The sequence below is a fragment of the Streptomyces sp. NPDC049627 genome, from assembly GCF_044465645.1.
Taxonomy (GTDB): domain Bacteria; phylum Actinomycetota; class Actinomycetes; order Streptomycetales; family Streptomycetaceae; genus Streptomyces.
Genome location: NZ_JBITLW010000006.1, coordinates 343361 through 368840, shown reverse-complemented (window position 1 = coordinate 368840; position 25480 = coordinate 343361). Strand labels below are relative to the sequence as shown.

The following is a 25480-nucleotide window of genomic DNA, read 5'->3' as shown; positions in this document are numbered from 1 at the left end:
CCGTGCGCCCCCGTGCCGCTGTCCGAACCATGTACCAGTGTCCTGTGCGCGGCCCTCTGCTCCTGCGGTAGACGAGAACGACATACCTACCGGTTCCCTCACGAACCGGTCACGCACCCTCGACAGACCAATGTGAGAGGGGTCACCCTGTCATTCATCCACGCGGGGAGGCATGGATGGGCAGGAGCCGCAGAACACTTCCGGAGGAGCTTCTGCTGCTGGCGTTGGACCCGACCACGGGAACCACCGCACAGCCGCAGTCGCTCGACCTCGGTCTGGCCGGAGCGCAGCTAGTGGAGCTCGCGCTGGCCGGACGGATAGCCCCAGACGGGGATCGTATCGCCGTGGTAGTACCACGGCCGACTGGAGATCCGACACTGGACTGCGCGTTGGAGTTGCTGCGAAGGCGTGGCGCTCCCGTGCGGGCGGTGAACTGGATCGGCGGGCCCCGGCTGGGGCTGCGCCAGACCTACCTCTCGCATCTGGAGCGGTGCGGCATGGTGCATGCCGTCGCCGGTCAGATGTGCGGGGTGTTGCCGACGACTCGTTACCAGGCGACGGACAACGCCATCAGCCGGGAGATCAGGGCCCGGCTGGATTCAGCGATCCGCACCGGCGTACCGCCGGACCCGCGGACCGCGGCGCTCGCCGCCCTGGCACACGCGGTCGGCCTCGGCAAGCATCTGTATCCGGGGAACGAGGGGCGGTCCTCTCGTTCCCGGTTGCGGGATCTGATCAGGCACGACCCCATGGGCGGTCTCGTCGCGCACGCCGTGATGGACGTCCAGAACGGCGTGGCGGCCCAGCCGCGCCGCAGCCCGGCCCCGGCCGGCCGGCAGGCCGCCCCCGGCGGCAGGGCCGCAGCGGAACCCGCCCGTGGCGTTCCGGTGCAGCCGCGCCGCGGATCCATGGCGCGCGTCGTGGCCCACTGAGCCGCAGTCCCACGACACGGGCCGCGGCACCCACGGGGTCATGTGCTCGACCAGCACCACACGCTTCACAGCACCACATGCTTCACAGCTCCATACGCTCCACACGCACACCGAGCGCCGCGCCGCAGTCCCCAAGACCCGGTTCGGGAGCCGCTGGTCCGCGCGGGGCGACGGAACCGTACGTCCGTGGACACGGACGGGCACAAACGGTTCCGCCGCCCCGCGCGGCCGCATGTGCCGGGGGTTTCCCGGGGTTTCCCCGAACTGGCGTGTATCCAGCGCATATCCACCGTTTCCCAGCGGTAGGAAGCACCTTGGTGGCAGTCTGCTCAACAGCAGATACGCAAAGTGGCAAACACAGGCAGGCAGCCGGAGGTGCACGTCCCGTGGCGTCCAATGTCAATCCCACCGTCAGGCGACGCCGGCTGGGCCAGGAGCTGCGCCGGCTCCGTGAGCTCAAGGGCATGACGGCCGAAGAGGTGGCCGAACGGCTGCTGGTGTCGCAGTCGAAGATCAGCCGGCTGGAGAACGGACGGCGCAGTATCAGCCAGCGCGACGTCCGCGATCTGTGCGGGGTCTACGAGGTGGAGGACCACCGGATCGTGGACTCGCTGATGCAGATGGCCAAGGACTCGCGGCAGCAGGGGTGGTGGCACTCCTTCGGCGACATCCCGTACAGCGTCTACATCGGGCTGGAGACGGACGCGGCGAGTCTGCGGGTGTACGACCCGCAGGTCGTCCCCGGGTTGCTGCAGACCAAGCAGTACGCGGAGGCCCTGATCGCCGGGGCGTTGCCGGAGACGGCGTCGGCCGAGATCGAGAAGCGGGTCCAGGTGCGGATGCGCCGACAGGAACGAATCTCCACCGAGGAGAACCCGCTGCGGCTGTGGACCGTCCTGGACGAGGCCGCCCTGCGCCGGGTCGTCGGCAACAAGTCCCTCATGCGCGACCAGCTGGAGCAGCTCGTCGAGCAGTCCCAGCTGCCGCACGTCACCGTGCAGGTGATCCCGTTCGAGATGGGCGCGCACCCGGGCCTCAACGGGCAGTACGCGATCCTCGAGTTCCCGGACGCGGCCGACTCCAGCGTCGTCTACATCGAGGGCGTGACGAGCGATCTGTACCTGGAGAAGGCGAACGACGTCCAGAAGTACAGCGTGATGTACGAGCACCTGCGGGCGCAGGCCCTGAACGTGGAGCAGTCCCGCCAGTTCATCGCGGACATCGCGAAGGAGTACGCGCGCTGAGAAGCGCCGTACGGTACACCGTCCCCCAGGCGGGATGGAAGACTCCAATGGAATATGCCACCCAGCCGAGTGAATAGTCGCTTCGTCGGCCGATGTTGGCGAGTAGCGTCGATCACGCCACCGAGCACCACAGGTTGGCGTGAATCGTCTTGCGGGTCCCGGTCCGGACCGCGTGAGGCGGTGACAGCAACTCACCATCTGGCAATTCGGAGCAAACATGGCAATTCGTCAGGGTTCCACGGACACGTGGACCAAGTCCTCGTACTCCACAGGAAACGGCGCGTGCGTCGAGGTCAAGTCACCGGTCACGGCAGCCATGGCGGTGCGGGACTCCAAGGTTCCCGAGGGCCCGATCCTGGCGTTCCCCGCAGAGGCGTGGAACACCTTCGTGGCGTCGGTCAAGGCGTAAAGGGGCGGGTCTGTCTGATCCTCACCCTCAACCGACCTCACGATCGACAACTGCACAAGCACCACAGGTAGAGCCCTCTCGACCAGCCCGCCGTCCTTGCCGAGGGGGCTCGGCTGTGTCCGTGCTCAGCGCAACTCGGCGACGTATCGATCCGTCCCCGGCACGGTCGGAATGAACGGCGCCACCAGCTCCACCCGCCCCAGACCCGACTCGTCGACCATCCTGCCCAGGTCGGCGAAGTGCCCCTCCCAGCACCGCCTCGGGTCCGCCTCCAGGAACCACAGGAGCGTCAGGCGGGTGTCCGTGCCCTCGACCTGCTTGACGTACGACATGCGGTCGAGGGGCAGGGGCGTGGGCCGGAAGACCGTCACCAGCGCGGCCGGTGAACCCGCCAGGCGCCCCGGAAGGTGACGGGCGCGCAGCCACTCCAGAAGTTCGACGCGCTGTTCGGCCGAGTCGGCGTCGATGACCTCGACCACCAGGCCCGCGTAGGGGTGGTCCAGGGCATGGCGGTCGCGAGGGCCCGCCGCGCCGTCGCGGTACACCGTCGCCTCGTGGTCCTGGAACGCCGTGAAGACGTGGGTGCGGTCCTGGTAGACGCGGGCGTCGCGGTTGAGGCGCTTGTTGATGGCGACCGTCCAGCGCATGTGGTCGTCGTAGCGGCCGTCCGTGATCCAGTACGTCGAGATGTAGCAGCCGGCGGTGACCGGCTGGGCGATCGCCGACTTCTCGGGGTAGCGCAGGAGTTGCAGATCCCTGGTCGCCACCCAGCGGCGGCCCGCGAACATCCAGGGCATGGCCATCGCGCCGGCGTAGTAGTGGTCGTCCTCGTACCAGCGGTTGTAGGCGTACTCGTGGCCCGGGTGCGGTTCGACCATGGTGATCAGGGCGTGGCCCGGGTGGACTCCGTACGGGCCGACGGCGGCCAGTTCGGCGTACACCTCGCTCCGGGTGTCCTCGCTCATGCGGTTCCCCTTTCCTCCGGTCACCCATACTCTGACGGCCCGTCAGATATTGCGTCCAGAGTCGGGAGGCAGCGGAATGTCACTGCTCGCGGGCAAGACCGTCGTCGTGTCGGGAGTGGGCGCCGGGCTTGGTCACCAGGTCGCCGCCACGGTGGTGCGCGACGGGGGGAACGCGGCCCTCGGGGCGCGCACGGAGGCCAACCTCGCCAAGTGCGCGGCCGAGATCGATCCGGGCGGGGCGCACACGGCGTACCGGGCGACGGACATCACCGACGAGACGCAGTGCGAGGCGCTGGCGGCGCTCGCGCGGGAGCGGTTCGGGGGGATCGACGGGGTGGTCCATGTGGCCGCCTGGGACTCCTACTTCGGGGGGCTCGAGGACGCCGACTTCACCACCTGGCAGTCGGTGATCGACGTGAACCTGCTGGGGTCGCTGCGGATGACGCGGGCCTGCCTGCCGGCCCTGAAGGAGCGCGGGGGCTCGGTCGTCTTCATCGGGACGCAGTCCTCGGTCGCCGCGCCCTCGGAGGTGCGGCAGGCGGCGTACGCGGCGTCGAAGGGGGCGCTGACGAGCGCGATGTACTCGCTGGCGCGGGAGCTCGGCCCGTACCGGATCCGGGTGAACACGGTACTGCCGGGCTGGATGTGGGGGCCTCCGGTGCGGGCGTTCGTCGAGTTCACGGCGCAGACGGAGGGCGTGCCCGAGGCCGACGTACTCAAGCGGCTGACCGGACGGATGGCCCTGCCCGATCTCGCCACGGACGGGGATGTGGCGGACACGGTGGTGTTCCTGACGTCGGACAGGGCACGTTCTCTCACGGGGCAGTCGTTGCTGGTCAACGCTGGGGAGCTGATGCGATGAGTTCACATGGATGAATGCAGACCCTCATCTCGAACAATTTTACCTTCCCTTGACCTTCCGCTCGCTTGTCGTGTTCACGCGACAGCGCCCAGGATGAGCGCCGGGCTGAACCCTGGGAGGGCGCACATGAACGGTCTCGACTGGGCCGTGCTCATCGGCTACTTCGGCGTGATGGTGGCGATCGGCGTCTGGTCGCACAAACGGGTGGACAACGTCAGCGACTTCTTCACCGCGGGCGGCAAGATGCCGTGGTGGCTGTCCGGGATCTCGCATCACATGTCCGGATACAGCGCGGTGATGTTCACCGGGTACGCGGGCATCGCCTACACCTACGGCGTCACGTCCTTCGTCACCTGGTCCTTCCCCATCGCGCTCGGGATCGCCATCGGCTCGAAGCTGTTCGCGCCCCGCATCAACCGGCTCCGCTCACGGCTCCATGTGGCCTCCCCGCTGGAGTACCTGAAGAACCGTTACGACCTGAAGACCCAGCAGGCGCTGGCCTGGTCCGGCATGCTGCTGAAGATCGTGGACGTGGGCGCGAAGTGGGCGGCGATCGCGACGCTGCTGTCGGTGTTCACCGGGATCTCGCTGAACCAGGGCATTCTCATCACCGGTGGCATCACCGCCGTCTACTGCACCATCGGCGGGCTGTGGGCGGACGCGCTGACCGAACTCGGCCAGTTCGTCATCCAGTTGCTGGCCGGCGTCGCGATGTTCGTCGCGGTGGTCCTGGAACTCGACGACAAGGGCATCGGCTTCTTCGGCGCCTGGGACGAGCCCGAGCTGCGGGGCCACGGTGAGCCGCTGGTCGGGCCGTACGGAACCGTCTTCCTGCTCGCCTTCCTCTTCATCAAGCTCTTCGAGTACAACGGCGGCATGCTCAACCAGGCCCAGCGCTACATGGCCACGTCCAGCGCGTACGAGGCCGAACGCTCGGCACGCCTGTCGGCGCTGCTGTGGCTGGTCTGGCCGGTCGTCCTGTTCTTCCCCATGTGGATGTCGCCGCTGCTGGTCACGTCGCAGAAGGGGGACGGCTCCGACTCGTACGGCCTGATGACCGAACAGCTCCTCCCGCACGGCCTGTTGGGTCTGGTCATCGTCGGCTTCTTCTCCCACACCATGGCCATGTGCTCCTCCGACGCCAACGCGATCGCGGCCGTCTTCACCCGGGACTGCGCGCCGGTGGTGTGGCGCAGGGCGCGGGCGTGGAGCGAGGGTCAGGGCCTGCGGGTCGCCCGGATCGCGACGGTCGTCTTCCTCGGCCTGTCCATGGCGGCCGCGACGCAGGTCAACTCCCCCACGTTCGGCAGCATCATCATCGTCGTCATCAAGTGGGTCGCGGGTCTGATGGGCCCGATGGCCATCCCGATGATGCTGGGCCTGCTGCGCCCGTTCCGCCGCTCCGGCCCGACCGCCGCGCTGACCAGCTGGTCGCTGGGTCTGCTCGCCTTCTGGCTGGTCAACTACCCGATCAGCTGGCAGATCGAGGGCGGTGTCCCGCTCCAGTACCAGGTCTCGATCCCGCTGGCGGTGTCGCTGGTCCTGTACATCGTCGTCGGCTTCATCAAGCCGGAGGACACCCCGGAGCGCCTCGCGATCATCGAGAAGATCAACACGGACGGGGACGGGGCCGCGGCGGCCGTGATCCCGACGCCGGCGGGGCCGGCGGACGCCGTGGTGCCCACGACGTCCAAGGACTGACCCTCCGCTCTTGGCGGCGGGCGGTGCGGCGGGTGTTGCGCAGGACGTTGGTGGCGAAGCCGTACAGCATGCCCCTGGGGGACCTCGGCGTCCGTGACGCCTCGCGCATTCGCGTCAGGCGCGCGGGTACCGGGCCAGCCAGCCCGGCGATGCCCCGGCCGGTCCGTGCAGGGCCGGGCCCTGGGTCATCTCCATGGCGAAGTCGTCGGCGAGTTCGAGGATGGTGGGGCGGCCTTCCAGTTCGGCCAGCCAGGCGGGCGGGAGGGCCGTCTCGCCGTGCAGGGCGCCGAGCAGCCCGCCGGTGAGGGCGCCCGCGGCGGCGGAGGGCCCGTCGTGGTTCACGGCGAGGCAGAGGCCGTGGCGGACGTCCTCCCCCACCAGGGCGCAGTACACGGCGGCCGCGAGCAGTCCGTCCGCCGACCCGTCGGCCGCGAGCTCCTCCACCCGCGCCGGGGTGGGCATGCCCTGCCGTACCGCGCCCAGCGCGTGCTGCAAGGCGTCCGACACGGGCTCGTGCCCGGGCCGCAGGGCGAGCAGGGCACGCGCCCGCTGCACGGCCCCGTCGAGGCTCTCCCCGCAGGCGAGCCCGTGCACGATCACCGCGTAGGCGCCCGCCGACAGGTAGGCGACGGGGTGGCCGTGGGTCTGCGTCGCGCACTCCACGGCGAGCTGGACGACGAGCTGCGGTTCCCAGCCGACGAGCAGCCCGAACGGCGCGGAACGTGCGGTCGCCTCGGGTCCGAGCTCGGCGGCGTTCTTGGGCGACTCCAGGGTGCCCATGGTGTCGTCACCGAGGCCGAGCAGGAGGGCGCGGGTCGGGTCCCGGCGGGCGTACAGCCACTCCTCGCGCGCCAGCCACCCGTCGTCCTTGCGGCGCTCGTCGGGACCCCAGTCCCGCTGGGTGGCGGCCCAGCGCAGATACGCCCGGTGCACGTCGGTCGGCGGATGCCAGGCGCCGGTGTCCCGTCTGACTTGCGCTCTTATCAACCCGTCGACGGAGAACAGCGTCAGCTGCGTGAGATGACTCACAGCACCGCGCCGCCCGTACCCGAACCCGAGATCGAGCAGCCCCTCGGGACCGTACTGCTCCTTGATCTCGTCCAGCCCGAGCCCGTCGACCGGCGCCCCGAGGGCGTCCCCCACGGCCACCCCGAGCAGCGTCCCACGCACCCGGCTACGGAAGTCCTGCTGCTCGGTACGGCCCCAGACGGCGCCGGCTGTCGCACCCATCGAGACCTCCCCGTGACACCGTCCGTCCGTACGACCGTTCGTCACTGTAATCGACCGGGGACGATCAGTTGAGGGAGTGGTTCGGTATGCGAGGTGTGGCCGAAGTGAACGTAAGTGGGCAGTTATGAGCCGTACCAGGTGACATTGCAGACGTAGACGCACTCATGGCGGGGTACGGCCAGAAAGCTGATGAAGCCCCGGCCGCCAGTCCGTCACAGCCCCGCCTCTGCCTCAGCGGCCGCTCGGAGCTCGCGGATCTCGGTGATGGCCTCCGCAGGATCTCCCTCCCCCGCGTCCACGATGCCCTCCAGCTCACGCAGCCGTGCAGCGCGTTCCGGATGCCGTTCGATCGCTACGAACACGGCCCATGTGGGGGTACCCCCTCTGGGGGAGCACGAAGGCTCGCAGCGGCGCGAGGCTCTGTGTCTGCTGGGCGTTCGTCGTGGCCTCGAAGAGGTGCTGCGTGAGGGCCGGGATCCGGCTCGGCGCGATACGCGCCACTGCGGCCCGCAGCGCGTCCGGGGTCAGCTCGGGCATGGGGATCAGGGGTGCGTGCGCGGCGCTTGTCATGGGGCTCGCGTCCACGTCTCTACGCCGCCGCGCCGACCGCACGGCAGTCCCGGCAGCGGCCCGGCTGCGGGGACCGGAACGCCCGGTCGCAGCCCTCGCAGGTCTGGAGGGGGTCCGGGCGGACCAGGGTCGGGGCCGGGGCTGGATGGCGGGCCGGGACTGGGAGGGGCGGCGGCAGAAGCGCAGCCAGGCGGTGAGCCAGAAACGCCGCCGGATTCAGGATGGGGTCCTGGGGCAGGCCGTTCGTCAGGGTCCGCTGTACGGCGGTGGGCGGCACGCCCCTCTCCAGCCAGGCGGAGACGGCTGGGGCCAGGCGGTGTACGTCGCGTTCCGCCAGCAGCAGGCGGGAGTCGTAGGCACGCAGACCGGCGAGGACGTCGATGGCGGCGCGGGGCCCGGCTGACGCCTCCGGGCGGGGCGGCGGTGCCGGGCGCCGGGCGGGCTCCGCCGCCGCTCGGACGACCGTGCGCCCCGGCTTGTTGTACGAGATCGTCCGGGTCACGACTCGGCCCGATTGAAGACGCTCCTTGGTGCGGGCCAGGTACCCGTGCGCCTCCAGCTCCCGCAGGGCGGCGGCGATCCGCATCTCCCCTTCGGGGAACTTCGCAGTGAGGGCCTTGATCCCGATGGGGGTACGGGCGGGCAGCGACTGGATGTGCACCGCCAGACCGATCGCCGTCAGGGACAGCTCCGGGTGCTGGGCGAGGTGGTTTCCGACCACGACGAACTGGTCGTGGTGGGGTTCGTTGACGTGCTCCACGCCTCCGGCGGAATGGCCGGACTTGGCGCGCGCGGGCGCGCTAGGCTGCTGCTCAGTCATCGGGAAGGGTCTCGCTTCCTCGGTGTTAGGCCCTCGCACTGGGATGCCAGTCCCGGCGAGGGCCGATTCATGTGTGCGGTTGTCTGCGGCTGACGCTGCACCATCGATTCCCTTCCACGCCAGCCGAGTTGGCGATGTTCACCCCTGCGGGTGATCGACGGGGGCGGTGGGGGCGGGTTCGGTTCTTTTCCCGGTTCTTTGGTCTTTGGCGTCGGGAACGGCCGCGTCACGACTCCCCGCGATCCGGTGTCAGCTCCGCCCACACCGTCTTGCAGTTGGCCGACGCCTCGTCGACGCCCCAACGGTCCGCGTACGCCGCCACGATCAGCAGGCCCCGGCCTGACTCCGCCTTCCCGCCCACCGCGTCGCGGACCTGCGGGATCCGGTCGCCCCGGGCGTCGGTGACCTCGATGCGGAGGGTGTGATCGGCGTGGAACTTGAGTGTCAGCCTGAAGTCCCGGCCCGGGACTCGCCCGTGGAGGACCGCGTTCGACGCCAGCTCGGCCACGACGTGTGTCGCACCCTCGAAAGGCCGTCCCCAGTCCTCCAGTTGTCGCTCGGTGAGGAGTCGGGCGAGTCGAGCACCTCTTCGAGAAGCGGACAACAGAACCGTGAACGAGTGCGTGAGACAGGTGACTTGGGGGAGGGATTCCGGGCTCATGTCACCTAGCGTGGCGAGCCGTTCCTACGCTGAACAGCAACGACCTCGGTACGGAGCGTGACTGTCCGGATGCGGGTTGGGGGTCGTACGGGTCGTACGTCTGGAGGGGTGAGAGTGGAAGACGAGGAAGCAACAGCCGTACTGATGGCGGTCGGCCGGCAGATCAAGGTGTGGCGCGAGGCCGCGGGGCTGAAACAGGCGGAACTCGGGGCGGCCATCGGCTACGGCGAAGAGATGGTTTCGTCGGTGGAGCGGGGGCGGAGGGTCCCCAAGCCCGAGTTCCTGGACAAGGCCGATGAGGTGCTCGGGGCGGGCGGGAAGCTCTCCGCGATGAAGAAGGACGTGGAGGAGGCTCGGTATCCGAAGAAGGTGCGGGACCTGGCGAAGCTGGAGGGCGAGGCAGTCGATCTCGGGGCCTATGCCAGCCACCACATCCACGGTCTCTTGCAAACACCGGAGTACGCATGGGAGTTGTACGCCATGCGACGGCCCCCTTATTCGGAGGACGAGATCGACCGCCTCGTGGCCGCGCGCATGGCACGCAAGGCCGTCTTCGAACGCACCCCCCGGCCGCAGATCACCTTTGTCCAGGAAGAGGTGACGCTTCGGCGGCCGATCGGGGGCAAGATGGTGCTGCGGCGACAACTCGAACATCTCTTGGAGATCGGCAAGTCGAGGCACGCCGTGATCCAGGTAATGCCCACCGACCGTGAGGATCACGCTGGCATGGGCGGGTCGCTTCAGCTGTTGAAACTCCCGGATGGCCAGACTCTGGGGCACTTGGAGGCCCAGTTCCTCAGCCGACTGATCAGTGATCCACGAGAGGTCCAGACCCTGGAAATGAACTATGGAATGATCCGGGCGCAGGCGCTCACCCCCCGGGAATCGCTGGCGTTCATCGAGAAGGTACTGGGAGCAGAGACATGACGCCCACGCTGAAGTGGTTCAAGAGCAGCTACAGCAGCAACGAAGGCCCCGAGTGCGTCGAGGTCGCCATATCCCCCTCCCCCGAAACAACCGTCCACGTCCGCGACTCCAAGGACAAGGACGGCGCCCAACTCGCCTTCGAACGCAGCTCCTGGACGGAGTTCATCGACAGGATGCCCGCGACACCGTGACCGGCGAGGACCAGGCACACCGGGCCGCCGCCGTCTTCGACGTGCTGGGGCTCGCCTACGAGAAGGCGTTCGCGCACTCCGAGGCGCACCGGGCGTCACTGGCGTGGCTGGTCGGGCGGCTCGGACCGGGCAGCCGGGTGCTGGACGTCGGCAGCGGGACGGGGCGGCCCACGGCCGAGACGCTCACCGCGGCGGGGCACGACGTGCTGGGGATCGACGCGTCCCCCGTCATGGTGGACCTCGCCACCCGGCAGGTGCCCGAAGCCGTCTTCCGGCACGCCGACATCGGCGAAGTCCTTTTGGAGGAGGGGGCGTTCGACGCAGTCTGCGTGTACTTCGCCCTGCTGCAGATGTCCCGCGCCATGCAGGAGACCCTCGTGCGGCGACTGGCGCGGGCGCTGCGGCCGGGAGGCAGCATGGTGCTGGCGACCGTCCCGGCGGACGTGGAGGACGTCGAGGTCGTCTTCATGGGGCAGAGCGTGCGGGCCACCAGCTTCGCCGCCGGCGACTTCACCGCCATGGTCGGCGCGGCGGGGCTGACGGTGCTGTCCGCGGAGGACGTGCTGTTCACGCCCGACCACCCCGCCGCCGAGCCCGAGCCCCACCTGTTCCTGCGCTGCGTGCGAGAGTAGGCGGTCGGCGGCTCAGCGACCCGGGTCGGCCTCCATCCGGCGGCGAACGGCAGCCAGCTGTTCCGCGGCCCAGGTGTACGACGGCCTGAGTTCCAGCGCCCGGTTCAGATCGGCAAGGGCCTCCTCGTAGCGGCCGAGGTTGGCCAGGGAAGCGCCACGGCTCGCGCGGGCGGAGCCGTACCCGGGTTCCAGGGTGAGCGCGTGGTCGTAGTCGGCGAGGGCGTCCTGGTCGCGTCCGGCGACGCGCAGGGCGTCACCGCGCTCGCAGCGGACCCAGGCCCAGTCGGGGTCCAGGGACACAGCCCGGTCGAGGTCGGCCAGTTGCCGTACGGGGTCGCCGAGGGCACGGTGCACCCGGGCCCGGCGGACCAGCGCCCAGGGGTAGTCCGCCTTGAGCTCCACGGCCCGGTCCAGGTCGGCGAGGGCGGCGTCGAATTCGCCGCGGCTGAGACGCGTGGCGCCGCGGGAGGCCCAGGCGAAGGCATCGACGGGGTTGAGCCGGATCGCCCGGTCCAGGTCGTCGAGCGCCTTGCCATAGAGCTCCAGGGCCCTGTGGTACTCGCCGCGCAGGGTGAGGCTGAGGGCGTCCTGCGGAGCCATCCGTAGCGCCCGGTTCAGGTCGGCGACGGCCGCGTGGAGGTTGCCGGCCAGGTCGTGGGCCGTGGCCCGGACTCGGTAGGCCCGGGCCACGGCAGTGCGGGGCAGTACGGAGCTCCAGTCGTCCCCGGTCGGCGTGTCGCGGCGTCCCGCGCCCACCACACCGCCACGTGAGCGCGCCAGTGCCCCGCGACCCGGGCCCCGCGGCAGGGGATCGCGGGACACGCCGGGCCGGCCTCCTGTGCCACGGCCCGCGCCCGGGGCCCCCGCGCTGCCCCTGCCCGCCGGGGCTGTGCCCTGCCCCATGCCGGATGCCGCCGAGCCGGCCCCGCCGAGGACCGCCACGCCAGAGCCGCCCGCACCGGTCGCCCCGTCGAACTCGGCCTCGCCCAGCAACACCCCCAGGACGTCCGCCGTTCCGCCGACGGCCAGCGCTCGCGACAGTTCGTGCGCTCTCCCGGCCAGGGCCTCCACGCCCGCGTCCCGCCCCGCGTCCACCAGCATCTGCACCCACCGCCCGGCGATGGACTCACCCTGGTCACAGGCGTCGACGAGGTCCCGCAGCACCTCCGGCATCACCCGCCGCTCCCCCGCGCAGAGCAGGTGATACGACTCAGCCAGCCGCAGTTCCCGCCACCCCTCGTCGGCCCACGCCTCCTCGGTGCCGCGGCCCGCCGCGGTCTCGGTCCGCCACTGCCGGAAGGCCGCCGCCAGCGACCGGTGCCGCTCGGCCCAGGTCTGGGGCGAGCGGCTCCGTTGCGAGCGCAGCATGGGCGCCCGTACGACGTCGTGATACTGCAGCCGATCGCCCCGCTCGCCGACGAAAGGCATGCCCCGCAGCCACTCGTACAGCGCGTCCAGTTCGTCGTCCGGTCGGTCGACCAAGGTCCGGAACACGTCCGCGTCCAGCCGCCGGGGCAGCGCGCACAGCAGGGCGACCTCCCGCCGCACGGGATCCTGCTCCCTTCTCAGGAACAGATGCACGGCGGTGGGACTCGGGTCTCCCACGTCGTCCGGGTCTGCGGGGCGGGCTTCGGCGAGCATCGACACGAGAACCGGAAGTCCGCCGGTGAGGCGAAGCACCTCGTCGACGACCGGCTCGGCCACCACTCCCCGGGACGCAAGCAGCGCCCGCACGTCCGCGTCCGTGAACGGCCCGAGCGGTACGTCCTTCACGAACTCGCCGAAACCGCGCCACCGGACGTAGTCGAAGGGCAGCTGGCCGGCCGTCACCACGACGACCGTGCCCGGCAGCGCGCCATACCGGCCGCTGGTCATCACATCGCGCAGCCAGCCGTCGAGAAACGACCCGGTCCGTTCGTAGGTATCGAAGAACAGGACGATCCACGGCACCGCGGAGGCCGCGTCGGACAGCTCGCTCAGCAGCACGGGCGTGAGCACGCTCTCGGGCGAGAGCACGAGCTCGACGTCCTGGTGGCTGCGGAAACGCGCGCTGAGCCAGGCCCGTAACCGGTCGGCGCCCTGGGCGAGTTGGGCCGGGTCCAGTACGCCGGCGAAGGGTCCGACGACCGGCATCATGCCCAGACCCAACACACCGGCCCTGGCCACCGCCGTGCTGCCTGTCGAAGGCGTCTGGGGCCGTGGTTCGAACGCGGCGGCCGCGGCCGCCTGCGCCTCGTGCCACCGCTCCCGGTGCGTGGCCAGCAACCGCTCCAGATCCTTCAACCGCCGGCCCTGCGCGGCGAACTGGCGGGCGATCGCCGCCAGCGCCTCCGGCACGCTGCCCGTGTTCTCGTCGACGAACGCCGTCAACGCACCGCGGTCACGCGCGACTTGCTCCAGTTCGCGCACCAGAAAAGTCTTCCCGACCCCCGCGTTCCCGTGCACGTGGAACAGGAACCGATGCCTGTCGTCCTCCGGTGGAATGTCGAAGTTCGCGCGGAACGCGGCCCGTTCGGCACTGCGTCCAGCGAAGCCCGCACGCTGTCGCCGCGCGATCAGCTCCTGCATCGACGGCCGCGACTGCGCCACCCGTGCGTCCTCCCGGTCGGGTTCTCCTGCCCATCATTCTGGCTCAATGCATACCGAACACACCGCCCCGCCAGAGAAGATGACCACCATGTCAACAACACCCCCACGCAGCGCACTTCACCTCACCGCCACCCTCCTCACCGCGAGCGTCGCCCTCTACATCGCCCTGGTCGCCTTCGGGAACATCACCGACTTCGGCACGAACCAGCAGTTCGTGCGGCACGTCCTGGCGATGGACACGACGTTCAAGGACGACGACCTGATGTGGAGAGCCATCACCAGCACGGGACTTCAGGACGCGGCGTACGTCGCGATCATCGTCTGGGAGACCGTTGCCGCCCTCGTGCTGATATACGGCACCTGGCTGTGGTTCCGTCGCGACGACGTCCGTGCCCGCCGCTTCTCCACCTACGGCCTGCTGATGCTGCTGCTGCTCTTCGGCGCCGGGTTCATCGCGATCGGCGGTGAGTGGTTCTCCATGTGGCAGTCCAAGACCTGGAACGGGCTCGACGCCGCGACCCGGGTGTTGGTGTTCAGCGGGATCGTGCTGATCGTCAACCATCTGCCGTTCGGGCAGGCACGGCAGACCGACGCCTGACGGATAACCGACGCCTGACGGATACCGGGACGGGCATCAGTGACGCAGGGCCCATTTCTGGACCGCCTCCAGGGGCCCTGCCGAAAACCGCCGCAGCCACAGCGTGGAGCCCACCATCAGCACCGTGCAGACCGCGGCCCACAGACCCACCACCCACCAGGGGCCCGTGCCGCCCAGCCGCTCCGCGAGGCCCAGCCCGATGCCGTACGAGACGAGGACGCACAGCACGTTCTGGAGGACGTACCCGGACAGGGCGGTGCGGCCTACGGAGGTGAGCCCGGTCATCAGCGGGCCGGGCCGCCGTACCCGGTCCACCAGGGCGCCGATCAGCCCGATGTAGCCGAGGGCCAGCAGCGGGGCGGTGCCGTAGCGGGCGAGCAGGAACAGGTCCGGGCCGGCCAGTGCCGTCGCCGCGTTGAGGGGCAGGCCGAGGCCCAGTCCCCACAGCAGCAGGCGGGAGCGCAGCCGGCGCGCTGTCTCGTCCGCGCCGAAGGCTCCCGCCCGGAACAGCCGTACGCCGAGGAGGAAGAGGAAGACCAGGAGGAAGAAGGTCAGCACCGGCTCCATGCGGAGCGCTGTCGCGTTCTCCAGGCGGAAGCTGACCTGGTCCAGGTAGTCGCCGTGCGCATACAGGTCGACCACGTCCCGGGAGACGCTGCCGCCGTCCTCGCCATCGCCGGTCAGGGCCAGGGCCGCCGTCAGCAGGCCGATCACCGTCAGATGCGCTCCCGCCGCCCACCACATCACCCGTCGCTGTGCCCGTTCCGAGCGGGTCAGCAGCCAGGCGACGAGCAGTGCGGTGACCGCGTACCCCATCAGTACGTCCCAGGCGAAGACCAGCACGAAGTGCACCGTGCCCTCGCCGAACAGGAACAGCGCCCGCCACCGGTAGCGCCCCGGCCACGGCTGTCCGCGTCGCTTCGCCGAGCCGTACTGGATGGCCAGCCCGACGCCGAACAGGATCGTCAGCAGCGACAGGAACTTGCCGTTCGCCAGCACACTGAAAGTGGCCTCGACGGCTCCCGCGAGCGATCCGAACGACAGCTCACTCGAACCGGACTCCAGGGCTCCCCACTCCCCGCCCGGTCCGGTGAAGATCCATACGTTCGTCATGAGCGTGCCGAGGATGGCCACCCCGCGCAGTACGTCGAGGAGGGGCAGTCGCCGTCCGGTGGGCGAGGAATCCAGGGCCTGCGCCACTCGCGCGTCCGTGTGCGTCATGGATTCATCGTCACGGCGGCATCGGCCCGAATCGTCGTGAGCGGTGCCGAACCTGCCCTACATCGAAGGATGCAGAGGACGCCTACTTGACCACGACCACGGTCGTACCCGTCTCCCCGAACGTCCACAGCGCCGCCCCGTCGGCCGCACGCATCCGGATCCCGCCGGTCTGCTTGCCCGCGGCGGGCGGGGGCGAGGAGCCGTCCACGGCGTTGGAGAAGGCGATGGAGATACCGGACTTCGCGGTGAAGTAGACGATGTTCTCGATCTTCACGCCGTCCGAGCCGGTGGTGGCCTCGTTGCGCGAGGACACCGCGTAGGTGCCGGCGTCCGGGCTCACCGTGCCCGGCCAGACGGCGAAGGTACGGCGGCTCGCGTCGCTCGCGTCGACCAGCCAGACCCGCTTCCGGCCGAGGGAGTACACGATCCGGCGTCCCGTGCCCGAGCCGTCCGGCACGGCGGCGGGTGCGGAGGACTTCGACGGGGCGGGGCTCGCGCCCGCCGACACCGATGCGCTCGGGCGGGCCGCCGTGGCCGTCGGGTGCGGCCCCTTGTCGGCCTGCACGGCGAGGACGGCGACGGCGGCTGTCGCTCCCACCGTCAGACCGGTCACCCAGACCTTGGGAGCAGGCACGGGCACGCATCTCCTCGGCTACGGAACGCTACGGAAAGCTACGGAAGGCTTTGAGAACCCCTCCGGCGGGGGTCGGATCATCGTACCGACCCCCGCGGTGGACTCATTCTCAGTCCAGCACCGGCAACAGCTCCGGCAGATGCCCGTCCGAAGCGGCGGCCGCCCGCTGCCGTTCCTCCGACACCTCGCCGTACAGCGTCGTGCGCGGCTTCGCCGGGCGGCCGGCCGCCTCGGCCACGGCGATCAGGTCCCGCACCGACTTGTAGGAGCCGTACGACGAACCCGCCATCCGCGAGATCGTCTCCTCCATCAGCGTGCCGCCGAGGTCGTTGGCGCCGGAGCGGAGCATCTCCGCCGCGCCTTCCGTGCCCAGTTTCACCCAGCTCGTCTGGATATTGGGGATGTAGGGGTGCAGGAGCAGGCGGGCCATGGCCGTCACCGCCCGGTTGTCGCGGGTCGTCGGGCCGGGGCGGGCGATGCCGGCCAGGTAGACCGGTGCGTTGGTGTGGATGAACGGGAGGGTGACGAACTCGGTGAAACCGCCGGTGCGTTGCTGGATGTCGGCCAGGGTGCGCAGGTGGCCGAGCCAGTGGCGGGGCTGGTCGACGTGGCCGTACATCATCGTCGACGACGAGCGGATGCCGAGCTCGTGGGCCGTCGTGATCACCTCGATCCAGGTCGCCGTCGGCAGCTTGCCCTTGGTCAGGACCCAGCGGACCTCGTCGTCGAGGATCTCGGCGGCGGTCCCGGGGATGGAGTCCAGGCCGGCCTCCTTCGCCGCCGTGAGCCACTCGCGGATCGACAGGCCGGTGCGCGTCGCGCCGTTCACGACCTCCATCGGGGAGAAGGCGTGGACGTGCATGCCGGGGACGCGTTCCTTCACGGCCTTCGCGATGTCGAAGTACGCCGTGCCGGGCAGGTCCGGGTGGATGCCACCCTGCATGCAGACCTCCACCGCGCCCACGTCCCAGGCCTGCTGGGCGCGGTCGGCGACCTGGTCCAGGGAAAGGGTGTAGGCGTCGGCGTCCGTGCGGCGCTGGGCGAAGGCGCAGAAGCGGCAGCCGGTGTAGCAGACGTTGGTGAAGTTGATGTTCCGGGTGACGATGTACGTGACGTCGTCGCCGACCGCCGACTTGCGGACGTCGTCGGCGATGCGGGTGAGGGCGTCCAGGGCGGGGCCGTCCGCGTGCAGGAGGGCCAGTGCCTCGGCGTCGGTCAGCTTGGTGGGGGCGTCGGCCGCCACGCGCAACGCCTGGCGCACGTCCGTGTCGATCCGCTCGGGCGCCATCCCGGGCGCGGCCGCCTCGCGCAGGGCGCCCCAGTCGCCGTACACCTCGTCGAAGTCGTCGCGGCGGTCGGACGTACGGCCCTCGGTGTCGATGGTGGTGTGCAGATCCGTACGGCCGGACGCGACGAACGCCTCCTCCGGCTCCTGCCACGGCAGCCCCTCCGGGAGGGCCTCGGAGCGCGCCAGTCCCGTCTCCGGGTCGGCGAGTGCCCGGACGTGCGGACGTAGCCGCGGGTCCAGCCAGGGCTCGCCGCGCTGCACGAACTCCGGGTAGACGCAGAGGCGTTCGCGGAGCTCGAAGCCGGCCGCCGCCGAGCGTTCGGCCAGTTCCTCGATCTGCGGCCAGGGGCGCTCGGGGTTGACGTGGTCGATGGTCAGCGGGGAGACGCCGCCCCAGTCGTCGATGCCGGCGCGGATGAGGCGCTCGTACTCGGAGTCCACGAGGTTCGGCGGTGCCTGGATGTTGGCGGCGGGCCCGAGGATGTGCCGGGCGACGGCCACCGTGGCGACGAGTTCGTCCAGCTCCGCGTCCGGCATGCCGCGCATCGCGGTGTCCGGCTTGGCGCGGAAGTTCTGGATGATCAGTTCCTGGATGCCGTGGTAGGCGCGGGAGATCTTGCGGAGCGCGAAGAGGGACTCGGCGCGCTCCTCGTACGTCTCGCCGATGCCGATCAGGATCCCGGACGTGAAGGGGACGGAGGAACGGCCCGCGTCCTCCAGGACGCGCAGGCGTACGGCGGGTTCCTTGTCCGGGGAGCCGTAGTGCGGGCCGCCGGGCTCGGACCACAGGCGGGTGGCTGTCGTCTCCAGCATCATGCCCATCGACGGGGCGACCGGCTTGAGGCGCTGGAAGTCCGTCCAGGTCATGACGCCCGGATTGAGGTGAGGGAGGAGTCCCGTCTCCTCCAGGATCCGGATGGAGATGGCGCGGACGTAGGCGATGGTGTCGTCGTAGCCGTGCGCGTCCAGCCACTCGCGCGCCTCCGGCCAGCGGTCCTCGGGCTTGTCGCCGAGGGTGATGAGGGCTTCCTTGCAGCCGAGGGCGGCGCCCTTGCGGGCGATGTCGAGGACCTCGTCCGGGGACATGAACATCCCGTGGCCGGCGCGGCGCAGCTTGCCGGGGACGGTGACGAAGGTGCAGTAGTGGCACTTGTCCCGGCACAGCCGGGTGAGGGGGATGAAGACGCTCTTCGAGTAGGTGATGACGCCGGGACGCTCCGCTTGGTCGAGGCCGGCGTCTCGTACGCGGCCGGCGGACGCGACGAGGTCGTCCAGGGCCTCGCCGCGGGCCTGGAGCAGTACGACGGCCTCGGTGACGTCGAGGGCGACGCCGTCCCGGGCGCGTTTGAGGGCGCGACGCATGGAGTTCTCGGTCGGGCCGGTTCCGGGGGTCGCAGGAGTCGTCATTCCTTGAGCATACGTTCGGGATTCTGGGGGTCGGAGGGGGTCTGGGGTGGTGCTGTTCGTCGCCTGGTGCGGGCTCGTTGTGGCTGGTCGCGCCCACGCGGCGGAGCCGCATATCGATACAGCCCCGCGCCCCTGGTTGGCTGCCCACCCGCTCGGCTACAAGTACTCGGCGTACTCGTCCAACACCCGCAGAACCTCCGTCTCCCCTGCCGGCGGCAACTGCACCACGACCTCCTCGATCCCCAGCTCCGCGTAATGCGCGAGCTTGCCAGGGCTGGGGTAGACGGCGTACGGCACGATCTGGAGGGCGTTCGGATCACGCCCGGCGTCGGTCCATACAGCCCGCAGCCGGGGGAGACTTTCGGACAGTCCGCGCCCTCCGATCGGCATCCATCCGTCGGCGTACTCGCAGATGTGCGCGAACAGCTTGGGGCCGGCGGCTCCGCCGATGAGCGTGCGCGGGCCGACGACCTTCGGCGCGCGCGGCTTCTGCGCAGGCTTGGGGTGGGCGAAGCTGGCGCGTACCGCCCCGAACTCCCCCTCGTACGCGGTCGGTTCGTCCGCCCACAGCGCCCGCATCAGGGCCATCCGGTCCCGAACGAGTTCGCGGCGCGAGGCCCACTGGACCCCGTGGTCGGCGGCCTCCTCCACGTTCCAGCCGAATCCGAGCCCGAGGGTGAACCGCCCGCCGGACAGATGGTCGAGCGTCGCGATCTGCTTGGCCAGGGCGATCGGGTCGTGCTGGGCGACAAGGGTGATGCCGGTGCCGAGACCCAGCCGCTCGGTGACGGCGGCGGCCTGGCCGAGGGCGACGAAGGGGTCGAGGGTGCGGCCGTACTCGGGCGGCAGATCGCCGCCCGCCGGGTACGGAGTCGTCCGCTCGACGGGGATGTGGGTGTGCTCGGGCAGGTAGAGCCCGGCGAACCCGCGCCGCTCCAGCTCACGGGCGAGCCGGGTCGGGGTGATGGTCTCGTCGGTGAGGAAGATCGTCACGGAGATGCGCATGACTGCATCTGTACCGCGCGGACGCAGGGATGTCCATACCGACCGGTCGGCACCTTTCATCCCTTTCATCCCCGCGACTCCGTCAGCTGACGATCGACCGGCGATTGGCTGCCGATTCCCTTCCCTTGCCCGGCAGTTCACGGCTGAATACGACAGTTGCACCCACCACGACTGCACCACCACCGCTCCACCACTGCACCACCCACGCCCTGTCACTCACGACGCCCTGGGGAGCCGCAGCATGTGCGAGGACAGCCACGCCGGACTGGGAAGACGCGCACTGTTCGTGACGAGCGCCGCCGCCGCGCTTACGTTGGGAAGCGTGACCTTCGCGAGAGGCGCCGACGACAGCCGACAGGCGCAGACCCGTACGGTGCGGGGCACCCTGCCGCCCGGGTCCCCCGACTTCGTGTACGTACCGCTCGAAATCCCGGACGGCGTACAGGAGATCAAGGTCTCCTACACCTACGACAAGCCCTCGGTCCCGGCCGGCACCCCGGGCAACGCCCTCGACATCGGCATCTTCGACTGGCGCGGCACCGAGCTGGGCGGGAAGGGCTTCCGGGGCTGGTCGGGGGGCGCCAGGACCGAGTTCTTCATCCGGGCGGACGACGCGACGCCGGGGTACATCCCGGGGCCGCTCCGGGAGGGCACGTGGTCCATCGCCCTCGGCCCCTACACGGTGGCGCCGCAGGGGCTGTCGTACGAGATCACCGTCACGCTGACCTACGGCGAGCCCGGTGAGGCCGTCGAGCCCGCGTACCCGCCGGAGCGGGCGAAGGGACGGGGCCGCGCCTGGTACCGGGGCGACTGCCACCTGCACTCCTGGTACTCCGACGGCCGCCGCACCCCGGCGGAGATCGCGGCGCTGGCGCGGGCGGCGGGCCTGGACTTCATCAACACGTCGGAGCACAACACGCACTCCTCGCACGCCCACTGGGCGGACGTGGCGGGCGACGACCTGCTGCTGATGCTGGGCGAGGAGGTCACGACGCGCAACGGCCACGTGGTGGCGCTCGGCACCGAGCCGGGGACGTTCATCGACTGGCGTTACCGGGCGCGCGACAACCGCTTCGGCCGTTTCGCCCGGCAGATCCGCAAGGCCGGCGGCCTCGTCGTCCCCGCCCACCCGCACGCCACGTGCGTCGGCTGCAACTGGAAGTTCGGCTTCGGCGAGGCGGACGCGATCGAGGTCTGGAACGGGCCGTACACCCCCGACGACGAGGTGGCGCTGGCCGACTGGGACAGCACGCTCGTCGCGGCCGTGCGCTCGAACTCCCGCTCCTGGATCCCGGCGATGGGCAACAGCGACGCCCACCGCGATCCCGACCCGGTCGGCTCACCGCAGACGGTGGTCCTCGCCGACGACCTGACGCGGGAGGCGATCCAGGAGGGGATCAGGGCGGGGCGGTCATATGTGGCCGAGTCCAAGAACGTCTCCCTGACCTTCACGGTGTCGGGCGGACGGGGTGAACAGGCGGGCATCGGCGAGCGGTTGGAGGTCGACCGCGACACCCCGGTCACCGTCCGCCTGGAGGCCTCGGGCGCCCCGCGCTGCACGGTCCGCTTCGTGACGGACCAGGGCGTGCTGTTCACGAGCGCGCCGCTGCCGGTGGCGGGGTCCGGGGTCGTGGAGTGGCGCACGACGCCCTCGTACGCGGCCTATGTGCGGGCGGAGTTGCGGCACGAGGCGGCGGCGGGGCCGTTGCCGGGGGCGTTGGCGGCGTTCACGAATCCCATTTTTCTGGGGCGTTCGTAGCACCACGGCCACAGCCGATCATGGTCATGTTTTGGCAAAGCGAGAGCAAGATCATCGTAAGGCTGTCCGAATCTCACGCTCGACAAATACCTCTGGATCCGACCAATAACGCCCATCCTCCCCTTTTCGTCGATGTTAGCTTCACGGCGGCTTTGGCATGACCACCGAAGCCGTACAACAGAAAATAAACGGGAGGAAACATGCGCAAGTTGGCAGCAGGCGCTCTCGCCGCGGGCCTCTTCGCTCTGGGAGCGGGCACGGCCGTCGCCGCTTCGTGGCACACCATTCCGACGATGTCGACGTCGGGTGCGCAGTTCAACAGCGGCCAGTACAAGTGGTGGCCCTCGGGCCAGAACCACGGTGCCTTCGAGTGGAAGGGCAACCTCAAGGACACCGACAATGGTGACGGCCACAACGTGTACATGCAGGTGAAGGTCGAGGGCTACGACTGGAGCCGTTACAACGGGAAGCAGAAGCAGAGCGTCCCGCTGGACTACCTCAACTGGGCGCCCTCGCAGCAGTACACCGACGACGCGTACATCCGTGTCTGCCGTGACAAGGGTTCGCTGAACCCCGACAACTGCTCGCCGACCAAGCACTACCAGAGGTAAGCGACAGCACACCGGCACGTCCCGGGCCCAGGTTGACCCCCTGGGCCCGGTCGCTTCTTTGGGGGAAGCCATCAGTACGTCAGAAGTCCTTTCCGCCCAGGGAGTAGACCTCTCCTACGGCGAGCAACTGGCTGTCAGCGACGCCCACCTCTCGATCTCCAGAGGGGAGGTCGCGGCCATCACCGGGCAGAGCGGTTCGGGGAAGTCCTCGCTGCTGTACTGCCTCGCGGGCGTGCTGCCCCCCGCCCGCGGACAGGTGCGGTTCGAAGGACAGACGCTCGGCGACCTCACCGACGACGAGATCAGCACGCTGCGCCGGGAACGCTTCGGCTTCGTCTTCCAGTACGGCGAACTGCTCCCCGAGCTGACCATCGAGGAGAACACCGCCCTGCCGCTGCGCCTGGCCGGGCAGCGCAAGAAGCCCGCGCTCGCGGCCGCCGGCGAGGTCCTCGCCCGGCTCGGACTCGGCGAACTTCGCGAGCGGCGTCCCTCACAGGTGTCGGGAGGACAGGGCCAGCGCGTAGCCGTCGCACGCGCCCTGGTCCACCGTCCGGCCGTCGTCTTCGCCGACGAGCCGACGGGCTCCCTCGACAGCGCCAACGCGGCCGCCGTACTGAAGGAGTTCCTCGGTCTGGCCCGCTCGCAGGGCACCGCCGTCATCCTGGTCACCCATGACCCCGCCGTCGCCGCGCAGGCCGACAGCCACTACACGATGTCCGACGGGGTCCTCACTCCCCGGGGGGCGGCGTGAGGGAGTTCCTGCTCGGTCTGCGCCTGCTCTTCGGCTCCGGCCGCGGCAACCGCATCCGCTTCTTCCTCATGGCCGCCGGCGGCTCCCTCGGGGTGTGCTGCCTCGCCCTGGTCCTCACCATCCCGCAGATCCTCGACGCCCACGACGGCCGGGCCGCCGCACGGCAGCCGCGGTCCAGCTCCGCACAGCCCGCGGGTTCCACGCTGGTCCTCCAGCGGACCGACCCGTACGGCTCCAAGGCGTTCACCCGGGTGTTCGTCGCCAAGGGGACCAAGGACGCGGACAAGATCCCGCCGGGGCTGAACAGGCTCCCGGAGCCGGGCGAGGTGTTCGTCTCCCCCCGCGTGCATGACCTGCTCCGCGACCGGCCCGCGGTCAAGGGACTCCTGCCAGGGCACGAGGAGGGCCTGATCAGCACGGCAGGACTCGCCCATCCCGACGAACTGTTCGCCTACGTCGGCACGACCCCCGGCAAGATCGCCGACGGCGGACGCGCCCTGAAGGGCTGGGGATACAGCTACGCCCCCTTCCCGGCCGTCGAGCCCTCGACCCTCACCTACCTGCGCTTCGCCCTGGGCTCCCTCGTCCTGCTCCCCCTCGGCATCTTCCTCTCCGTCTGTGCCCGGCTCTCCGCCGCCAGCCGCAACCGCCGCCTCGCCTCCCTGCGCCTGCTGGGCCTGAGCACCAAGGGCACCCAGCGGGTCAACGCCGCCGAAACCGTCGTGGCGGCCCTGCTCGGCTCGATCCTCGGCCTCGGCGAGTACTGGGTCCTCAACCAGGTGATGACGCGGACCGGACTGCCGAGCCTGCGGTGGTACCCGGAGGACGGCGCGCCCTCCGCGACCACCATCGCCGTCTGCCTGATCGGCTGCCCGGTCCTCGCCTGGTTCGTCGGACGGGCGAGCGCCCGCGACGCCGCCGCCAATCCGCTGGCGGTCCGCCGCACCGCGGTGTCCAAGCGCCCGGCCAAGTGGGGCGCCCTGCTGCTGGTGACCGGCCTCGGCATCGTCATCGGCTACTGCGCCACCGGCTTCACCGACCATCCCGCCAACAGCATCGGCCCCAACGTGCTGCTGATCCCGGCGGGCATCCTGCTGACGGGCCTGGGGCTGGTGCTGACCCTGCCCCTGATCTCCTACGTCCTCGCCCGCCGACTGGCACGGACCACGCAGTCCCTGACCCTGAATCTGGCGATGCGCCGCAACGAGGTCGAACCGGGCAGCACCATGCGGGTCGTCACCGGTCTCGTCCTGCTCGTGTTCGCCGCCTCCCTCGCCCAGGGCGTGCTCATCCAGCTGGACCAGGTCTCCCGGCCGTCCGCTCCAGTGCAGGACTACTCCATCTCCCGGTCCAACCTCACCGCCGAACAACAGCGCCGGCTCGCCGAGGTGCCGGGGGTACGTGCCCATGCCCTGACGATGGACTCCTGGACGGACCTGAACAAACCCGGCTCCGAAGTCCAGCCCCAGGCCACCGCGCTGGTGGCCACCTGCGCCCAGCTGGCGAAGATGGTGCGGCGCGCGGAAGGCTGCGTGGACGGCAAGGTGCTGATGCTCAACAACCCGAACGCGGGGGTGGACCCCGGCATCCGCCCGGGAGTCGGCTTCACCTACCACCTGCGGGAAGGCGCCCAGCGCAGGACGCTGCACCTCACCCTCAGCTCCGACAGCGTGCTGTACGCGCCGTACGACCCGTCCGTGGCCGGCAGCGCCACCATCCTCGTCCCGCCGTCCGAACTCCCCGCGGGCGCCCGTCCCGAGTCGGGGCAGTACGTCCTCACCAGCGACTCCGATCCCGATCAGGTCCGCCAGGTCCTCGACGGTATCGCCGCGGTCGCACCGATCGCCGAGATCGAGCTGGTCGGCGTGAACATCGAGGGCCTCGAACAGATCGCCGTCCTCGAAACCCTGCTCGCCGTAGGCATGATCATGGGTCTGGTCATCGGGACCGCGGCCTTCGTCGTCTCGGCGACCGACCGGGCGGTGGAGCGGCGCCCGCAGGTCACCGCCATCACCCTGATCGGCGCACGGGCGCGGACGATGCGGGCGGCGCAGTGCGTACAGGTCGTGCTGCCCTTGAGCATCGGTCTCGCACTGGCCCTCCTGACGGGCAAGCTCGCCGAGTCCAGCTACCTGATCACCGGGGGGAGCGCGATCTACTGGGACTTCGCCGGCCTCCCGGTGCTCGCCTTCGCGGCACTGGGTGTGGCGGCCCTGTCCGCCCTCGGAACGCTGCCGCTCGTCGGCCGGCGCATCGACCCGGAACTGATCCGCCGCGACTGAACACAGCGCCTGCGCCGCACCGGCTCGGCTTGCTCACAGTAGGCCGAGCCGAATCAGCAGACGGTCGTGCGGGCGTCTTCCGGTGCGGCTCCTGGACTGGCTCCCGTGGCGTACCTCAGTACCAGACGGAGAACGTCGCGTCGGCCCTGCCGACGGCGTTGGAGATCGGGTCGAGGCGCAGCGCGTAGCCG

The 25480-nt window shown here is 70.2% G+C and carries 22 protein-coding genes and 1 pseudogene; 13 read left to right on the top strand and 10 right to left on the bottom strand.

Translation table 11 applies throughout. From position 1 onward, the window contains the following. Positions 1-176 precede the first annotated feature (176 nt). From ACIBU0_RS18760 to ACIBU0_RS18750, 3 genes are all read left to right on the top strand, one after another. Entirely contained in the window at positions 177-932 is a 756-nt protein-coding gene (locus ACIBU0_RS18760; RefSeq protein ID WP_398819241.1) for a GPP34 family phosphoprotein, read from the top strand. Positions 933-1318: 386 nt separating this feature from the next. Continuing rightward, positions 1319-2176 (top strand): helix-turn-helix domain-containing protein, encoded by an 858-nt coding sequence (locus tag ACIBU0_RS18755; RefSeq protein WP_398819238.1) that lies wholly within the window; start codon positions 1319-1321, stop codon positions 2174-2176. A gap of 217 nt (positions 2177-2393) precedes the next feature. Next, positions 2394-2585: a DUF397 domain-containing protein gene (locus tag ACIBU0_RS18750; protein ID WP_398819235.1), complete on the top strand. Its 192-nt coding sequence runs from the start codon at positions 2394-2396 to the stop codon at positions 2583-2585. Between the two features lie 125 nt (positions 2586-2710). Here ACIBU0_RS18750 and ACIBU0_RS18745 read toward each other — a convergent pair whose 3' ends face one another. Then, a complete protein-coding gene (locus ACIBU0_RS18745; RefSeq protein ID WP_398819233.1) occupies positions 2711-3550 on the bottom strand; it encodes a hypothetical protein in 840 nt (279 codons plus the stop codon). 76 nt (positions 3551-3626) lie between these two features. Between ACIBU0_RS18745 and ACIBU0_RS18740 the strand changes: the two genes are divergently transcribed. Both ACIBU0_RS18740 and ACIBU0_RS18735 read left to right on the top strand, forming a co-directional pair. After that, positions 3627-4412, top strand: a complete 786-nt coding sequence (locus ACIBU0_RS18740) for an SDR family oxidoreductase (protein ID WP_398819231.1) — start codon at positions 3627-3629, stop codon at positions 4410-4412. Positions 4413-4538: 126 nt separating this feature from the next. Further along, entirely contained in the window at positions 4539-6113 is a 1575-nt protein-coding gene (locus ACIBU0_RS18735; RefSeq protein WP_398819228.1) for a sodium:solute symporter family protein, read from the top strand. 114 nt (positions 6114-6227) lie between these two features. On the opposite strand, the gene ACIBU0_RS18730 is transcribed toward ACIBU0_RS18735, so the two are convergent. The 4 genes and pseudogenes from ACIBU0_RS18730 to ACIBU0_RS18715 form a co-directional block, all read right to left on the bottom strand. Then, on the bottom strand, positions 6228-7343 hold the full coding sequence (locus ACIBU0_RS18730) for an ADP-ribosylglycohydrolase family protein (protein ID WP_398819226.1): 1116 nt from the start codon (positions 7341-7343) through the stop codon (positions 6228-6230). 212 nt (positions 7344-7555) lie between these two features. Beyond that, positions 7556-7913: pseudogene (locus tag ACIBU0_RS18725) on the bottom strand (hypothetical protein). Between the two features lie 19 nt (positions 7914-7932). After that, entirely contained in the window at positions 7933-8733 is an 801-nt protein-coding gene (locus ACIBU0_RS18720) for a helix-turn-helix domain-containing protein (RefSeq protein WP_398819223.1), read from the bottom strand. 226 nt (positions 8734-8959) lie between these two features. After that, positions 8960-9394 (bottom strand): ATP-binding protein, encoded by a 435-nt coding sequence (locus tag ACIBU0_RS18715; protein ID WP_398819220.1) that lies wholly within the window; start codon positions 9392-9394, stop codon positions 8960-8962. A 114-nt stretch (positions 9395-9508) separates the two neighbouring features. Between ACIBU0_RS18715 and ACIBU0_RS18710 the strand changes: the two genes are divergently transcribed. Genes ACIBU0_RS18710 through ACIBU0_RS18700 form a run of 3 tightly spaced genes read left to right on the top strand, consistent with a single transcriptional unit; the run spans position 9509 to position 11144 of the window. Next, a complete protein-coding gene (locus tag ACIBU0_RS18710) occupies positions 9509-10321 on the top strand; it encodes a helix-turn-helix transcriptional regulator (RefSeq protein ID WP_398819218.1) in 813 nt (270 codons plus the stop codon). Continuing rightward, on the top strand, positions 10318-10512 hold the full coding sequence (locus ACIBU0_RS18705) for a DUF397 domain-containing protein (RefSeq protein ID WP_398819215.1): 195 nt from the start codon (positions 10318-10320) through the stop codon (positions 10510-10512). Before ACIBU0_RS18710 ends, ACIBU0_RS18705 begins: the two co-directional genes overlap by 4 nt. Next, positions 10509-11144, top strand: a complete 636-nt coding sequence (locus tag ACIBU0_RS18700) for a class I SAM-dependent methyltransferase (protein ID WP_398819213.1) — start codon at positions 10509-10511, stop codon at positions 11142-11144. The genes ACIBU0_RS18705 and ACIBU0_RS18700 overlap by 4 nt, the downstream gene beginning before the upstream one ends. A gap of 12 nt (positions 11145-11156) precedes the next feature. Here the strand turns inward: ACIBU0_RS18700 and ACIBU0_RS18695 are convergent, their stop codons facing one another. Beyond that, positions 11157-13733: a tetratricopeptide repeat protein gene (locus ACIBU0_RS18695; protein ID WP_398819210.1), complete on the bottom strand. Its 2577-nt coding sequence runs from the start codon at positions 13731-13733 to the stop codon at positions 11157-11159. 88 nt (positions 13734-13821) lie between these two features. Between ACIBU0_RS18695 and ACIBU0_RS18690 the strand changes: the two genes are divergently transcribed. After that, entirely contained in the window at positions 13822-14331 is a 510-nt protein-coding gene (locus ACIBU0_RS18690) for a DUF2165 domain-containing protein (protein WP_398819207.1), read from the top strand. A 36-nt stretch (positions 14332-14367) separates the two neighbouring features. On the opposite strand, the gene ACIBU0_RS18685 is transcribed toward ACIBU0_RS18690, so the two are convergent. The 4 genes from ACIBU0_RS18685 to ACIBU0_RS18670 all read right to left on the bottom strand — a co-directional run bounded on the left by ACIBU0_RS18685 (position 14368) and on the right by ACIBU0_RS18670 (position 19886). Then, positions 14368-15552 carry a DUF418 domain-containing protein gene (locus ACIBU0_RS18685; protein ID WP_398819205.1) on the bottom strand — a complete coding sequence of 395 codons (1185 nt, stop codon included), beginning with the start codon at positions 15550-15552 and terminating at the stop codon, positions 14368-14370. An 82-nt stretch (positions 15553-15634) separates the two neighbouring features. Continuing rightward, entirely contained in the window at positions 15635-16186 is a 552-nt protein-coding gene (locus ACIBU0_RS18680) for a hypothetical protein (protein ID WP_398819202.1), read from the bottom strand. A 109-nt stretch (positions 16187-16295) separates the two neighbouring features. Continuing rightward, positions 16296-18881 carry a bifunctional FO biosynthesis protein CofGH gene (locus tag ACIBU0_RS18675; protein WP_398819199.1) on the bottom strand — a complete coding sequence of 862 codons (2586 nt, stop codon included), beginning with the start codon at positions 18879-18881 and terminating at the stop codon, positions 16296-16298. A gap of 156 nt (positions 18882-19037) precedes the next feature. After that, positions 19038-19886, bottom strand: a complete 849-nt coding sequence (locus ACIBU0_RS18670; protein ID WP_398819197.1) for an LLM class F420-dependent oxidoreductase — start codon at positions 19884-19886, stop codon at positions 19038-19040. A gap of 241 nt (positions 19887-20127) precedes the next feature. Here ACIBU0_RS18670 and ACIBU0_RS18665 point away from each other — a divergent pair, with 241 nt between their 5' ends. The 4 genes from ACIBU0_RS18665 to ACIBU0_RS18650 all read left to right on the top strand — a co-directional run bounded on the left by ACIBU0_RS18665 (position 20128) and on the right by ACIBU0_RS18650 (position 25289). Then, positions 20128-21645, top strand: coding sequence for a CehA/McbA family metallohydrolase (locus tag ACIBU0_RS18665; protein WP_398819194.1), 1518 nt, complete (start codon positions 20128-20130; stop codon positions 21643-21645). A 200-nt stretch (positions 21646-21845) separates the two neighbouring features. Next, a complete protein-coding gene (locus ACIBU0_RS18660; protein WP_398819191.1) occupies positions 21846-22256 on the top strand; it encodes a hypothetical protein in 411 nt (136 codons plus the stop codon). Between the two features lie 58 nt (positions 22257-22314). Next, positions 22315-23007, top strand: coding sequence for an ABC transporter ATP-binding protein (locus ACIBU0_RS18655; RefSeq protein ID WP_398819188.1), 693 nt, complete (start codon positions 22315-22317; stop codon positions 23005-23007). After that, positions 23004-25289: an ABC transporter permease gene (locus tag ACIBU0_RS18650; RefSeq protein ID WP_398819186.1), complete on the top strand. Its 2286-nt coding sequence runs from the start codon at positions 23004-23006 to the stop codon at positions 25287-25289. The genes ACIBU0_RS18655 and ACIBU0_RS18650 overlap by 4 nt, the downstream gene beginning before the upstream one ends. Positions 25290-25480: the final 191 nt, after the last annotated feature.

Bases quoted from the DNA above. Each gene is read 5' to 3' on its own strand.
- ACIBU0_RS18760 (WP_398819241.1), top strand. From the start codon at position 177: ATGGGCAGGAGCCGCAGAACACTTCCGGAGGAGCTTCTGCTGCTGGCG.
- ACIBU0_RS18750 (WP_398819235.1), top strand. From the start codon at position 2,394: ATGGCAATTCGTCAGGGTTCCACGGACACGTGGACCAAGTCCTCGTAC.
- ACIBU0_RS18745 (WP_398819233.1), bottom strand. From the start codon at position 3,550: ATGAGCGAGGACACCCGGAGCGAGGTGTACGCCGAACTGGCCGCCGTC.
- ACIBU0_RS18740 (WP_398819231.1), top strand. From the start codon at position 3,627: ATGTCACTGCTCGCGGGCAAGACCGTCGTCGTGTCGGGAGTGGGCGCC.
- ACIBU0_RS18735 (WP_398819228.1), top strand. From the start codon at position 4,539: ATGAACGGTCTCGACTGGGCCGTGCTCATCGGCTACTTCGGCGTGATG.
- ACIBU0_RS18730 (WP_398819226.1), bottom strand. From the start codon at position 7,343: ATGGGTGCGACAGCCGGCGCCGTCTGGGGCCGTACCGAGCAGCAGGAC.
- ACIBU0_RS18720 (WP_398819223.1), bottom strand. From the start codon at position 8,733: ATGACTGAGCAGCAGCCTAGCGCGCCCGCGCGCGCCAAGTCCGGCCAT.
- ACIBU0_RS18715 (WP_398819220.1), bottom strand. From the start codon at position 9,394: ATGAGCCCGGAATCCCTCCCCCAAGTCACCTGTCTCACGCACTCGTTC.
- ACIBU0_RS18705 (WP_398819215.1), top strand. From the start codon at position 10,318: ATGACGCCCACGCTGAAGTGGTTCAAGAGCAGCTACAGCAGCAACGAA.
- ACIBU0_RS18690 (WP_398819207.1), top strand. From the start codon at position 13,822: ATGTCAACAACACCCCCACGCAGCGCACTTCACCTCACCGCCACCCTC.
- ACIBU0_RS18685 (WP_398819205.1), bottom strand. From the start codon at position 15,552: ATGACGCACACGGACGCGCGAGTGGCGCAGGCCCTGGATTCCTCGCCC.
- ACIBU0_RS18675 (WP_398819199.1), bottom strand. From the start codon at position 18,881: ATGACGACTCCTGCGACCCCCGGAACCGGCCCGACCGAGAACTCCATG.
- ACIBU0_RS18670 (WP_398819197.1), bottom strand. From the start codon at position 19,886: ATGCGCATCTCCGTGACGATCTTCCTCACCGACGAGACCATCACCCCG.
- ACIBU0_RS18665 (WP_398819194.1), top strand. From the start codon at position 20,128: ATGTGCGAGGACAGCCACGCCGGACTGGGAAGACGCGCACTGTTCGTG.
- ACIBU0_RS18660 (WP_398819191.1), top strand. From the start codon at position 21,846: ATGCGCAAGTTGGCAGCAGGCGCTCTCGCCGCGGGCCTCTTCGCTCTG.